The organism is Paraburkholderia dipogonis (genome assembly GCF_046027395.1).
Lineage (GTDB): Bacteria > Pseudomonadota > Gammaproteobacteria > Burkholderiales > Burkholderiaceae > Paraburkholderia > Paraburkholderia dipogonis_A.
In genome coordinates this window covers 36,267-49,698 of record NZ_JAQQEG010000047.1, presented here as the reverse complement: position 1 = coordinate 49,698, position 13,432 = coordinate 36,267, and the positions used below count along the sequence as shown (strand labels likewise).

The window sequence follows — 13,432 nt, the reverse complement described above, 5'->3', positions numbered from 1 at the left end:
AAACGCTACGGCGCGAGCCGCGCGTTACTTCAGGCTGCCGGAGAGGAACTGCTTGAGCCGCTCGCTGCGCGGCGAGGTCAGGACTTCCGCGGGCAAGCCTTCTTCTTCAGTTCGGCCTTGATGCAGGAACATCACATGGTTCGACACGTTGCGCGCGAAACCCATTTCGTGCGTGACGACGATCATGGTGCGGCCTTCTTCGGCGAGCTTCTGCATGACCTTCAGCACTTCGCCGACCAGTTCGGGATCGAGCGCGGAAGTCGGCTCGTCGAACAGCATCACGTCCGGGTTCATCGCGAGCGCGCGGGCAATCGCCACCCGCTGCTGCTGACCGCCCGACAGATGCGACGGATACTGTTTTTCGAGGCGCGGCGCGAGACCGACCTTCTCGAGATATTCGCGCGCGCGGTCTTCGGCTTCCTTGCGCTTCAGACCCAGCACATGAATCGGCGCTTCGACGATGTTCTCGATCACATTCATGTGCGCCCACAGGTTGAAATGCTGGAACACCATGGCGAGCTTGGTGCGGATGCGCTGCAGCTGCTTGTGATCGACGACTTCGAGATTGCCGGCGCGATCGGTCTTGGTCTTCACCGTTTCGCCGTCGACGACGATCTGCCCGGCGTTCGGCCGCTCGAGGAAATTGATGCAGCGCAAGAAGGTGCTCTTGCCCGACCCGCTCGCGCCGATGATGCTGATCACGTCGCCCTTGTTCGCGTTGAGCGACACGCCCTTGAGCACTTCGTTGTCGCCGTAGCGCTTGTGGATGTCCTGTACGGCGAGCTTGCAAGCTTCGGTTTGAGTCGTGTGGAGCAAGATGCTCTCCCTTTGAAAATACGGATCAATCTTCGTGACGGCGCGCGGATGCCGCGCCGCCCACTGCAAACACGGCGCGTTTCAATGCGTGCGCACCGCCAGGTAACCCAGCCAATGACGCTCGGCGCGGCGAAATAATGCCACCAGCGCGAACGACACCACCAGGTAAATCAGCGCCGCGAGGCCGAACGCGTCGAACGACTGGTAGGTGGCCGAGTTCGCGTCGCGCGCCACCTTCAGGATGTCCGGCACCGTGGCCGTGAAAGCGACCGTGGTGGCGTGCAGCATCAGGATCACTTCGTTACTGTACAACGGCAAGGCCCGGCGCAGCGCGGACGGTATCACAATGCGCCGGTACATCGTGAACCAGCTCATGCCGTAGGCGCGTGCCGCTTCCACTTCGCCGTGCGAGGTCGAACGGATCGCGCCGGCGAAAATCTCCGTGGTGTAGGCGCAGGTGTTCAGCGCGAAGGCGAGAATCGCGCAGTGAAAACCGCTGCGGAAAAACGCGTCCAGCACCTGATGCGAGCGCACGAATTCGAGGCTGTACATGCCGGTATAGATCAGCAGCAACTGCACGTACAGCGGCGTGCCGCGAAACACGTAAGTGTAAAGACGCACCGGCGTGGAGAGCCAGCGCTTCTTCGACACGCGCGCCACCGCCAGCGGAATCGCCAGCACGAAACCGATTCCGATCGACGCCACCAGCAGCCACAGCGTGACCGCGAGCCCGGACATGCGCTGGCCGTCCCAGTACAGGAACGCGCGCCAGAATTGATTGAGGATGTCGATCATGGTCTTAGAGCTCCGCGTGCCGCACGCCGATCGAATAGCGCTTTTCCAGCCAGATCAGCACGAGATTCGACGCGGTGGTGATCGCCAGATAGATCAGCGCGGCGACCAGGATGAAGAAGAACATGTTGAAGGTGCTTTTACCGGCGTCCTGCGCGGCTTTGACCACGTCGGCGAGACCGATGATCGACACCAGCGCCGTCGCCTTCACCAGCACCTGCCAGTTGTTGCCGATGCCCGGCAGCGCGAAACGCATCATCTGCGGGAACAGGACGCGTGTGAACACGCGCGCGCCGCTCATGCCGTACGCACTACCCGCTTCGAGCTGGCCGCGCGGCACCGCGAGAAAGGCGCCGCGAAAGGTCTCGGTGAAGTACGCGCCGTAGATGAAGCCGAGCGTCAGCACGCCGGCCACGAACGGATCGATATCGAACTGCGGGAGAGTCAGCGCGTCGGTGAGATTGTTGACCGCGATCTGGATGCTGTAGAACAGCAGCAGCATCAGCACGAGGTCGGGCACCGAGCGGATCAGCGTCGTATAGCCGGTCGCGATCGCCCGCAGCGGACGATTGAACGAGAGTTTCGCCGCCGCGCCCGCGAGGCCGAGCAGCACGGCGGCCGCCAGCGACAGGACGGACAGCTCGATCGTCTGGATCGTGCCGGCCAGCAACACCGGACCAAAGCCGTATAGGAACACGCGTGTCTCCATCCAGGTTGTTTGAGGACGTCTCGGACGGTGTCGGCTTGTATCTGCCCCACTCGTCCAGCATGGCGCGGAGTCTCGCAAGTGAAAATTAATTTCTCAAAGGCGCGCCAGCGCTTTGCTGCGACGCAGCAAGACGTGCTTTGGCGTGCCGCGCGGCTTGCAGCGCTTGGTTTTGCGGGGAATTGGGATTTGTAAGGCGAGAAGCGCGCGGCGAGCGCCGCCGCGATTTAGCAAGTTTCGGGTCGCTTTTTCGATAGACGTTAGTCAATCCCCAGCCTTGCCCGAATTGCGGGCAGCATATATTCCACCGCCGCGCGCCCTTCCTCGATGGCCGGCGCCGCGCGGTGAAAGTCGAAAATCCCCATGCCGCCCAGACGCGGCTGGATCAGGATATCCGCAGGCTCGCCCGCGAGGCGGCTGCGCGTAATCCGCACCTGCATGATGTCGATACTCTGCGCGATCGAACTCAGCATGGACGGCACGCGCGCGCTCGGCGCGGGCGGCACGCGCACGTCGTCGGTGGCGCGCGCCTCGGCGGGCGCGAGCCAGCGCGGCCAGGGCTTGCCGTTGCGGCGCAATGCGAGCGGCGGCGGCGCGTTCGGATCGATGGCGGGCGTGTCGACCACCGCGCCGCCGAAATCGCGGCCGTTCAGAATATCGTTGTTCAGGTCGACGGCGATCACGCAGTCCGCGCGCATCCCGCGCGCCACCGAAACCGGCACCGGGTTGCTCAAGCCGCCGTCCACCAGCCAGACACCGTTGTGCCACACCGGCGTGAAAATCCCGGGAATCGCAATCGAGGCGCGCACCGCGTCGACCACGCTGCCGTCCTGCAGCCAGCTTTCGCGGCCCGAATCAAGTTCGGTGGCGACCGCCGCGAACGGCATGTTCAATTGCGCGATCGAACGGCCGTTGAATTTGTCGGCGAACAGTTGGATCACCTTGCGCCCGCCGAGCAGGCCGCCCGAGAGACGCAGATCGAGCAGCCGCACCACCGTCTGCCAGGTGAGCCGTGCGACCCACTCCTCGAGCCAGTCGAGATCGCCGTTCGCGTACACCGCGCCCACCAGCGCGCCGATCGACGTGCCGCAGACCACATCGGGCTTGATGCCCGCATCGTGCAGCGCGCGAATCGCGCCGATATGCGCCCAGCCGCGCGCGGCGCCGCCCCCTAACACCAGCCCGATCCGGCTGTATCGACGTCGACGAATCATCTTCTTCCCCGCTTCTGTCTTCTAACTTCTATCGCCCTCGGATCACGTCGGAGCGCGATGTCGTGTACACCTTCTGATACTGGTCGAAATGCACGTTGAAAATCCCTTCTTCGGTGACGCCGCCTTCACGCCACTTCCAGCTCCACACGGTTTCCGGCTTGAGCGGAAAAACCGCGATCTGCCCGGGCTTGCCGAGCAGGCGGCGCACTTCGTCCTCGCTCATGCCCATGCGGATCTTCGCGAAGTTGGCCGCCGTCAGCACCTGGGTGATCGCCTGCAATTTGCCGTCACGATCGATGTCGACCATGTACGTGTTCAGTCCTTGCGGGCCGCGCGGATATTCGAAGCGCTTCGAACCGTCGGTGAACGTGCGCTCGGTTTCGGGCTTGCCCATCTGATCGCGAATCTGCGCTTCGGTCGTGACGCCCGGCGTCATGTCCTTGAGCAATAGCGCATCCGGTTTGACGGCGTTAAAGAATTCCTTGAGTTTTTGCACGGCGCGGTCGCTCGATTGGTCGTCGCAACCGGTCAACGCGATGCACGCGGCCAGCATGGCGACAGTAATGAGTTTGAGGCTCACAGCGAGTTTTTCCTGTACGGACGCAGGCTGCGAAGGCCCGCATCCGGTTGTGTAGTGTCTACTACAGGATAACCGCGCACGAGGAAAACCGCGAGCGAGCGCGGCACAGCGGTGTGCGCGGTCGTACACGATGGCGCAGGCAAGAGACGGCGACAGCGGAAGGCCGCGTGGCAAAACCACGTGAAAAACCGTCGCCACAAGCAAAAAGGCGACGCTGTGCAAAGCGTCGCCGGGTCGGTCGATACGGTCAACCGGGAAAGTGACAGCGGCCAGCTAGCCGCCTGAAAACGAAGCACCGCGGACGACGCGCAGCGGTCTGGTCCCGGGCGAAGCGGTGAGCAACCTTGGCTGCTGACCTTGCGCCATCGCCGGAATGGCAAACCGCTGCTTGATTGGCCGCCCTGGTCCCTCGATAAGCCTTCCAAGTGCAGTTAATCTAAACGCATTGGCGGGTTTAGACGAGAGCGCGTTTACACCGAATCGGCAGATGATTTGCGTCGGTTGGCGCGGCCTTCAGCGACGTTAGAAAGAGTCTTAATCGCGCGGGAACGATGCAAAGCCCGCGCGTCCCGCCGCCTGCAGCACCGAGTCGTTTTGCGGCGTATGAATCCGCGCGCACAGCACGTCGCGATAGTGACGCTCGAGCGGATTGTCGCGCGAAAGACCGGGGTTGCCGCTCGCTTCGATCGCCAGTTGCACGGCCTCGATCGCCTGATTCGTCACCGTGTATTTGACGAGCGGCGCTTCGTCGAGCGTCACGTGTTCGGCACGCGCGCTCGCGTCGAGCAGCACGCGATTGCTGAACAGTAGCGCGTCGATGCGGCCGAGCGTCTGCTGGAAGGCCGGCAGGCTCGACAGCGGCGCGCCGAGATTACCGGGCGTGCGCTCGGCGGCCCATTGCGCGAACCAGTCGCGCGCGGCCCGCGCGACGCCGTCGTAGACCGCCGACAACAGCACGCTCATCCACGCCACGCCGAGCGCATCGAGCCCGGCACCCGGCGCGCCCGGCGGATGCACGTCCACTGCATGCGCGGCCGGCACGAACACGTTGTCGAACACCAGTTCGTGACTGCCGGTGGCGCGCATGCCGAGATGATTCCACTCGTTGCCCACCCGCACGCCGGGCGTGTCGCGGTGCACCAGCCACACGCCGACGCGCGGCGGCGTCTCGTCGCTGCGCGCCCACACTGCGAGCCAGGTGAGACCGGGACTGCCGGTCGAATACAGTTTGCTGCCGTCGATCACCCAGCCGTCCGCGCGGCGCTTCGCGAGCGTAGACGGCAAGCCGCCGCGCGCCGGACTGCCGAGTTCGGGTTCGACGCGCAGCGAGTTGATCAAAGCGCCCTCACGCACGGCATCACGCGCGACACGTTCCCGCAGTTCGAGCGGCCAATGCGGATTGCCCTGCAAGCGATGATGAAACAGATACTGCATCACCAGCACTAGCGCCGTGGACGGCTCGCCGCGCGCCACCGCGCGCACCACCTTCAAGGCCTGCAGAAGGCTCGCGCCCGCGCCGCCGAGCGCGGCGGGCACCGTCAGCGAAAGCAGATCGAACTCGTGCAGGCGCGCGAGATTCGCATGCGGGAATTCAGCCGTGCGGTCGTGCTGCGCGGCGCTCGCGGCGAACTCATTCGTGAGTTGCGCCAGCAATGCGTCGAATGCATCGCTATCGAGCGGCGGATGACGCCGCGTCACGGCGCTGTCGGCAACCGGGGCATTCATGCGGAGACTCCGGCTGGCCGCGTCAAGGCAAAGGGAAGCTGCGATCGAAGCTCGGGCGCACGTCCAGATGCGCGCGAATCACATTGGCGGCTTCGTAGGTGTCCGCCGTGCGTTGCTGTGCGGCCACGACGCTGTCGTCGATCGCCACCGGATGCACCTGGCCGCGCTGATAGACGGTCTTCAGCACATCAGTCGGCAGACCCGTGACACGCGACTGCATCGTCGCGACTTCGTCGGGATGCGAGAGCGCCCAGCGCTGGCCGATCGCCACGCGCCGTAAAAAGTCGGCGAGTTGCGCGCGTTTCTCGGTGATCGCGCGTTCGGTCGCGACCTGATAGCTCAGCCCTTCCGACAGACCGACGCCGTTGGCGATGATGCGGTCGTGATCGCGCGCTTCACCGAGCGCGGTGTACGGGTCCCACACCGACCATGCGTCGACGCTGCCCGAGGCGAGCGCCGCTTTCGCATCGGCGGGCGCGAGGAATACGAAGGTGACGTCGGTGAGTGGCACGTTGGCCTTTTTCAGTGCGGCGAGCGCGAGGTAGTGACCGATCGAGCCGCGCGTCGTGGCAATGCGCTTGCCCTTCAGACTCGCCGCGTCGTTTAGCGGTGACTGCGCGCCGACGACGATCGCCAGATCCAGCGGATTCGAGCGCGTCGCCGCGACCGCCCTCACCCGCGCGCCGGCGGCAAGCGCGAAGACGAGCGGCGCATCGCCGAGTCCACCGACATCGACCGCGCCCGCATTCAATGCTTCGCCGAGCGGCTGCGCTGCCGGGAAGTTGAACCATTCGATCTTGTACGGCAGGTCTTTCAACTGACCGGACGCTTCCAGAATGCCGCGCGTTTGCAAGGCTTGATCGCCGACTTTGAGCACCGGCACATCGGCGGCATACGAAGGCGCGGCGCACAGCAACGTTGACGCAGCAAGCGCGGCAACGCCGGGCGTCATGGACGACACGTGTCGCAGAACAGATCGGATTGCGAAAGAAAAACGGAAGGTCGTCATGGGCAGCGCGTACGTCGTGGCAACGAGTTGATTTGCCATCGACGATAAGGCAGCCCTTTGTATAAGACAAACGCATTATTCTGCTAAGCAAATATGCGAAATTTTCTTGCATGACCCGACACGATCAGATGCCGGCGCGGGTATCATCGAGCGCATTCTTTTGCGCCTCTATCCGCTCACCGCTCATCATGAAGATCGACGAAATCGACGCTTACGTCACCGTGATTCGCTGTCAATCGCTGCAGCAGGCAGCGCTCTCGCTCGGCCTCACGCAACCGGCGATCACGCGCCGCCTGCAGAATTTCGAGGAAGCGCTCGGCGTCGAACTGCTCGACCGCAATACGCGCCCGCTCAAGGCGACGGCCACGGGACGCATCGTCTACGAACAGTGCCGCGTGATCCAGCGCGAACTCGACGTGCTGCGCGAGATCGTCGCCACCGACACGCCGCCGGTCGGCACGCTGCGTCTCGGGGTCGCGCAGACTATCGCGGATATCGCGCTGACCGAGGCGATACGCGGCCTGAAAGCGGACTATCCCGATCTGCAGGCGCGCGCGTCGACCGGTTGGGGCAGCCAGTTGTTGCAACGCGTGGAACAGGGCGAACTCGACGCCGCGGCGATCCTGCTACCCAGCAACAAGACCTTCGACGACGCGCTGTCGGCGCGCTCGCTAGGCCGCATCAAACTGGCGGTGGTCGCGCAGAAAGGGCTGCTGAAAAAGCGTGCGCACACGCTGGCGGAATGCCAGTCGATCGGCTGGGTGTTGAATCCGGACGGCTGCGGTTTCCGCGATGGCCTGCAACGCGCGCTGACCGGTCTCGGGCTTGCCCTCAAGCTGAACCTGGAAACGCTCGGCACCGAGTTGCAATTGCAACTCGTCGCGGATGGCAACGGTCTTGGTCTCGTGCCGCTGCCTTTACTCCAGGCGAGCGCGCACGCGGACACGCTCGATATCATCCCGGTCAGCGACTTCAAGCCGCTGATCGACATCTGGCTCGTGCAGCCGCGCGTGCTCGGCAAACTGCAACAGCCTGTCGAGCGCTTCGGCGCGGCCGTCGAGCGGCAGTTCAAGGAAGCGCGCGCGCAGCGCGCGGCTTGAGCCGCGCCGCCTCGCTCACTTCGCCTGGTTCGCCGGGTTCGACCGCCTCGCCTGTTCGACGGCTTCATCCAGGCAAACCGCTCAGATCACGCGAAACCCATGCGTGCCGTCGCGCCCGAGTTGTGCGACGAGACCATACTCCCATTCCAGATACGCGTTCATCGCTTCGCGCGCGTTATCGGTGCCCTCGTAAGGCCGCCGGTAACGATCGATGCGCGGCGACGCCATGCGCGTCTCGCCACCCTCGAGCGGCAAGCCCGCTTCGATCCACGCCGTCGTGCCGCCGCTCAGCACCTGCACCGGCTTGCCGGTCAATGCCGCCACTTCGGGAGCGGCGAAGCGCGCGAGTTCGCTGCTGCCGCAGGTCACCACGAAACGCTGCGCATCCGGCAGCTTGTGCAGTGCCTTCTCGAGTTCGCCGCGAATCACGAACCACGCGCCGGGAATATGCCGCTTCACATAGTTCGCGCTGCTGGTGAAATCGAGCACGGCGGTGCCCCGCGATTGCAGCAGCGTGACCAGTCCGGCCGGCGTGATCTCATCGGCGTCGGGCGGCGTGGGCGCATGGCGGACCGCGGGCGCCGCACCTTTCTCGCCGAAGTCCGCCGCCATCAAACCATCGACGACATACACCTCGATATTCATCTGCGCGAGCCACGACGCGGTCATGTTCGCGCGCACGCCGTCGTTATCCGCGAGGATCACGCGCGCGCCGCGCACCGGCGCGAACATATCGGTTTCCTGCACGAGCTGGCCGCCCGGCGCGCTGCGAAAACCGGGCACGTGGCCCGCTTCGTATTCTTCCGGCGTGCGCACGTCGAAGCGATACACGGTGCGTACCGCTTCGCCGGCCCAGCGGCGCGCTTCGTCGCGTGAAGTGCGGCCCACCTTCGCGCGATCCGCCACCGTGCGCGCCGAGTCGGCGGCGGCCAGACGCAACTGATCGTCGGCAATCGGCTCGAAGCGGCGCGAACTGCCGTGCGCGAGCGCCTGGCCGGCCAGTGTCCAGCCGATGGTGCCATTGCGCAGCGCCGCGACCGGATTCGGCACGCCCGCATTGATCAGCGACTGCGCGCCGATAATGCTGCGCGTGCGCCCCGCGCAATTGACGATGATCCGCGTCGCCGGGTTCGGCGCCAGCTGGCGCGCGCGCAGCACCAGCTCCGCGCCCGGCACGCTGATGCTGCCGGGAATATTCATGGTGTGATATTCGTCGAAGCGGCGTGCGTCGAGCACGACCGCGTCGGCTTCATGATCGAGCAGCGCCTGCACTTGCGGCGCGGCCAGCGACGGCGTATGACGCACGCTTTCCACCAGCTCGCCGAACGCCTTGCTCGGCACGTTGACGTCCTGGAACAGTTCGCCGCCGGCCTCGCGCCAACCTTGCAAACCGCCTTCAAGCAGGGCGACGTCGGTATAGCCCAGCTCGCCCAGACGGCGCGCGGCGCGCTCGGCGAGTCCTTCGCCGGAATCGAACACCACGATGGGCACCGCCTGGCGCGGCAAGCGCACGGGCGCGTCGAGTTCGAGCCGCGACAGCGGCAGATTGGCGGCGAACAGCGGATGACTGCGGGCGTGCGGATCTTCCTCGCGCACGTCGACGAGCGCGATCTCCTCGCGCTCGAGCAGTGTGCGGCGCACGTCTTCGAATGATCGGGTACGAAATGCCTGAACGAAACTCATGAGATCGGGGACTCCTTTGCCACATTCCAGATATTCGGCAACACGTCGTTCGCGTAGCCGGAGATAAACGGCTTGCGGGCGGCACCGCCCGGATAGACGGACCGTTTCACCGCACCGATATTTGCACCGTACACGTGAATGCTGATCGACGTACGGTCACTAAAAGCGTTACTCACGCGATGAATATCGCCGATGCGCGGTGACACCGCATCCACGGCGCCGGCGCCGAGTCGCTTTGCCGCGCCGTCTTCCTGCAACGCGCCGTCCGCGGCGATACGGTAACCCTGTGCAATTTCCGCGCCACGCAGCACACCGATTAAACCCCAGACGGTGTGATCGTGCACCGGCGTCGCCTGCCCGGGTCCCCACACAAAACTGACGATTGAAAAACGCTGCCGCGCGTCGGCGTACAGCAGGTACTGTTGATACCGTTCGGGATCGGGTTGCGCGAAGGCATCGGGCAGCCAATCGTCGTGGGCGATCAGTTCGCGCAGTGCGGCGCCGCCGGTCTCCAGCAGATGCGCTTCGGGCGCCGCTTCGTCGACGAGCGACGCAATCCGGCCGGCGAACGCGCGCAGGCGGTCCGGCCTCAGGGCGTGAGTCATCGAGTGTTTCAGAAGATAGGTTCGAATGGCGCGCTCACGCACCGTGGGCGAGCGCGGCGTTGAAGGTGTCGGTCCACAGCGGTGCGACATCGACACGCCGTTCGATCACGGCGGCACGCGCGAAGGTATCGGCCACCTGCTGCTCGCTGGCGATATCCGCCGCCGTGATGCCGGTGACGCGGCGCGCCTGGCTCTGATTGCGATAAAGCGAGAGGATCGCCTCCTCCGGCACGCGCAACTCGGCGGACAGCACCTTCGCGTACGCGTCCTGATGCTGGCTGAACCAGGTGCACGCGCGTTGCAGGCGCACCAGCAGATCCGCCGACGCGGCGCGCCGAAGCGGATCGGCGAGCGTTGCCGGATGACCGTAGTACAGGTAATTGCCGGACAGATAGCCGTTGGCGTTTTTCAGCACGCGCGCGCCGGCCTGCGAGATCGCGAGCGGCACGTTGTAGCCGTAGATCGCCCAGGCATCGAGTGAACCGGCGTTGAAAGCGGCGAAGCCGTCGCGCGGCGCGAGCGACGTCGCCTGGATGTCGTTGAACGAAAGTCCCGCTTCCTCGAGCATGCGCAGCAAGTAGTAATGCGTGGTGGTCGCGCGCAGATAGCCCACGCGCTTGCCCTTCAGATCGGCGATCGAGCGGATCGTGGAGCCTTTGGGCACCAGCACGACCTGGTTGTTCACATCGTCCTTGTAGACGGCGATTACGCGGACCTGCGCGTTCTGCAGGCGCGCGAAAATCGGTGGAATCTCGCTGCCCGAGGCGATATCGAGCGAGCCGCCGTTCATCGCTTCGACCATCGCGTTGCCCGATTGAAATTCCGACCAGTCGATCGTGTAAGGCGTATCGGTCAGGCCCGCGGTTTTCAGCAGCGTGGCGTCGCCACCTTTGTAAGTGGCGACACGCAGGCGGACTTTCCCTGGATCCAGACGCGCATCGGTGGTGGCGCTGCTCGGCGCGGACGCGGGTGTGGCAGCAATGGCGCCTCGGGCAGTCAAAGCGCTACCGGCGCCGAGCCATGCCGCAGCCGGTAACGCGGTTGACAGCGCAGCCACGAGCCGGCGGCGCCGGTGCGAAACCGACGGATTCGAACGTTGAGTCATCGTGTGTGAGCGTTCAGGTGAGGACGTCGGGCTCGGCTTCGACGAGCCCTTCCAGCAGGCTCTGGAACGCGAACAACGCGCCGCCCGCGCGGCCGACCTGCTCATGCGTGAGCGTGGCGATGTCGTGCGGAATCGCTTGCGGCGTACCCGCGGCTTCAGCGAGCAGTTGCGCATGGCACGCGTTATCGAGCGCGATGTACCACCATGCCGCCGCTTCGACGCTGGGACCGGCCGTGAGAATGCCGTGATTCTTGAGGATCACCGCCTTGCGCTCGCCGAGCGCGGCGGCGATGCGCGCGCCTTCATCGGTATCGAGCACGACGCCGCGAAAATCGTCGAACAACGCGTGATCCTGATAGAACGCGCACGAGTCCTGTGTCAACGGATCGAGCGTGCGGCCCAGCGTCGACCACGCCTTGCCGTACAGCGAATGCGTATGAGCCGCCGCAACCACGTCGGGGCGCGCTTCGTGAATCGCCGCGTGAATCGCGAAGGCCGCCTGATTGACCGGCCCCTCGCCGACCACGATCTCGCCCTCGGCATTCACGAGCAACAGATCCGACACGCGGATGCGGCTGAAATGCTTGCCGAACGGATTCACCCAGAAGTGATCGGGCCATTCCGGATCGCGCGCGGTGATGTGGCCGGCGAGCCCCTGATCGAAACCGTAGCGCGCGAACAGACGAAACGCCACGGCGAGCCGCTCCTGCCGATAGCGGCGTTCAGCGGCGACGCTCTCGCGCGGCGCAACGTCGTCGAACCAGAATTTGCGTTGCGGCGCATGACGCTGGATTGCTGGTGGTTCCTTCGCAAACGTAGTGAGAGAAAGATCGGTCATCGCGCCTCCGTTCACGCCGCCACGCGCTCGACGCGCGTAACGCGTTCGCGGGTGGCGGGAATCAGTTCACGACCGTAGTCGATGGCGTCTTCCAGCGGATCGAAGCCGCGTACGAGGAACGTCGAGACGCCGAGCGCGTAATACTCGGCGAGCGTATCGGCCACCTGTTCCGGCGTGCCGACGAGTGCGGTCGAATTCGAGCGTCCGCCGATTTCTTTCGCGACGCCGGTCCACAAGCGTTCGTCCACGCGATCCGAATCGCCCGATGCCGCGAGCAGCCGCCGCGCGCCTTCACTTTGGGCCGGGCCGCCCACGCCGATCCCCTGCGCCGCGCGCAGCCGCCTGGTTTCTTCGAGAATGTGTTCCGCACGCTCCCAGGCCGCCGCTTCCGTGGCCGCGAGAATGGGCCGGAACGACACGGAGAAGCGCACGCTGCGGCCGTGCTTCGCGGCTTCCGCCCGCACGCGGGCGACCTGTTCGCGCACTTGCGCCTTCGACTCGCCCCACAGCGCGTAAACGTCCGCGTGACGGCCGGCGGTTTCGAGCGCGGGCGCCGACGCGCCGCCGAAGTACACCGGAATATGCGGCTGCTGCACCGGCTTCACTTCGGAGAAGCCCTGTTCGAAGCGGTAGTACTGGCCGTTGTGATCGAACGGTTTGGCTTCGGTCCAGATGCGCCGCAGGATGTGCAGATACTCGTCTGTGCGCGCGTAGCGTTCGTCATGCGAGAGGAAGTCGCCGTCGCGGCGCTGATCCGTGTCGTCGCCGCCGGAGATGATGTGCACCGCGAGACGGCCGCCCGAATAGTGATCGAGCGTCGCCAGTTGACGCGCGGCAAGCGTCGGCGCGACAAAGCCCGGCCGATGCGCGAGCATGAAGTGCACCTTGCTGGTCACGCTCGCCGCGTGCGCGATCGTCAACAGCGCATCGGGGCTGGTGGAATGATGCGGCACGAGGATGCGATCGAAGCCCGCTTCCTCATGTGCGCGGGCAAACTGTTCGACGTAATCGATGTCGATGACGGGACCTTGCGCCGCGTGGGTTTCGGACACCTTGCGGGTCTGGATCATGCCGATGAATTCGATGGACACGTTCGTGTCTCCCTGAATGGTTTCTGCCCGGCGGGGCGGTGACGTGACTGGCTGGATGCATGGCTTTCGTGCGAGGGGTTAAGGTAGCAGCGCGACATGCGCTTGTTAAATATTGATCGGCCATATCTATATCGGATTTGCATGTAACGCTCGGGGCTTCTGGCACAG

Annotated in this window: 13 protein-coding genes; 1 reads left to right on the top strand and 12 read right to left on the bottom strand. The window is 64.9% G+C overall.

Annotated features, from left to right (window positions below; translation table 11 throughout):
- Positions 1-24: 24 nt before the first annotated feature.
- The 7 genes from PQR32_RS35245 to PQR32_RS35215 form a co-directional block, all read right to left on the bottom strand.
- The gene (locus PQR32_RS35245) at positions 25-816 is read right to left on the bottom strand and encodes an ABC transporter ATP-binding protein (protein ID WP_408238403.1); all 792 of its coding nucleotides are present in this window, start codon (positions 814-816) and stop codon (positions 25-27) included.
- 81 nt (positions 817-897) lie between these two features.
- Entirely contained in the window at positions 898-1,611 is a 714-nt protein-coding gene (locus PQR32_RS35240) for an ABC transporter permease (RefSeq protein WP_106285972.1), read from the bottom strand.
- Positions 1,612-1,615: 4 nt separating this feature from the next.
- Entirely contained in the window at positions 1,616-2,305 is a 690-nt protein-coding gene (locus PQR32_RS35235) for an ABC transporter permease (protein ID WP_408238401.1), read from the bottom strand.
- 269 nt (positions 2,306-2,574) lie between these two features.
- Complete coding sequence (locus PQR32_RS35230) at positions 2,575-3,528, bottom strand: patatin-like phospholipase family protein (protein ID WP_408238398.1); 954 nt, start codon at positions 3,526-3,528, stop codon at positions 2,575-2,577.
- 28 nt (positions 3,529-3,556) lie between these two features.
- Positions 3,557-4,108, bottom strand: coding sequence for a hypothetical protein (locus PQR32_RS35225; RefSeq protein ID WP_408238396.1), 552 nt, complete (start codon positions 4,106-4,108; stop codon positions 3,557-3,559).
- A 534-nt stretch (positions 4,109-4,642) separates the two neighbouring features.
- The gene (locus tag PQR32_RS35220; RefSeq protein ID WP_408238393.1) at positions 4,643-5,833 is read right to left on the bottom strand and encodes an acyl-CoA dehydrogenase family protein; all 1,191 of its coding nucleotides are present in this window, start codon (positions 5,831-5,833) and stop codon (positions 4,643-4,645) included.
- 22 nt (positions 5,834-5,855) lie between these two features.
- Entirely contained in the window at positions 5,856-6,785 is a 930-nt protein-coding gene (locus PQR32_RS35215; RefSeq protein ID WP_408238390.1) for an ABC transporter substrate-binding protein, read from the bottom strand.
- A 245-nt stretch (positions 6,786-7,030) separates the two neighbouring features.
- Here PQR32_RS35215 and PQR32_RS35210 point away from each other — a divergent pair, with 245 nt between their 5' ends.
- Positions 7,031-7,942, top strand: a complete 912-nt coding sequence (locus tag PQR32_RS35210; protein ID WP_408238387.1) for a LysR family transcriptional regulator — start codon at positions 7,031-7,033, stop codon at positions 7,940-7,942.
- 81 nt (positions 7,943-8,023) lie between these two features.
- On the opposite strand, the gene PQR32_RS35205 is transcribed toward PQR32_RS35210, so the two are convergent.
- The 5 genes from PQR32_RS35205 to PQR32_RS35185 are packed head-to-tail and all read right to left on the bottom strand — an operon-like array spanning position 8,024 to position 13,264.
- Positions 8,024-9,625: a rhodanese-related sulfurtransferase gene (locus PQR32_RS35205; protein WP_408238384.1), complete on the bottom strand. Its 1,602-nt coding sequence runs from the start codon at positions 9,623-9,625 to the stop codon at positions 8,024-8,026.
- Positions 9,622-10,230 (bottom strand): cysteine dioxygenase family protein, encoded by a 609-nt coding sequence (locus PQR32_RS35200; RefSeq protein WP_408238381.1) that lies wholly within the window; start codon positions 10,228-10,230, stop codon positions 9,622-9,624. The genes PQR32_RS35205 and PQR32_RS35200 overlap by 4 nt, the downstream gene beginning before the upstream one ends.
- Before the next feature lie 34 nt (positions 10,231-10,264).
- Positions 10,265-11,335 (bottom strand): ABC transporter substrate-binding protein, encoded by a 1,071-nt coding sequence (locus tag PQR32_RS35195; RefSeq protein WP_408238378.1) that lies wholly within the window; start codon positions 11,333-11,335, stop codon positions 10,265-10,267.
- Between the two features lie 13 nt (positions 11,336-11,348).
- Entirely contained in the window at positions 11,349-12,173 is an 825-nt protein-coding gene (locus PQR32_RS35190) for a class II aldolase/adducin family protein (protein ID WP_408238375.1), read from the bottom strand.
- An 11-nt stretch (positions 12,174-12,184) separates the two neighbouring features.
- Positions 12,185-13,264, bottom strand: coding sequence for an LLM class flavin-dependent oxidoreductase (locus PQR32_RS35185; RefSeq protein ID WP_408238372.1), 1,080 nt, complete (start codon positions 13,262-13,264; stop codon positions 12,185-12,187).
- Between the last annotated feature and the right edge of the window lie 168 nt (positions 13,265-13,432).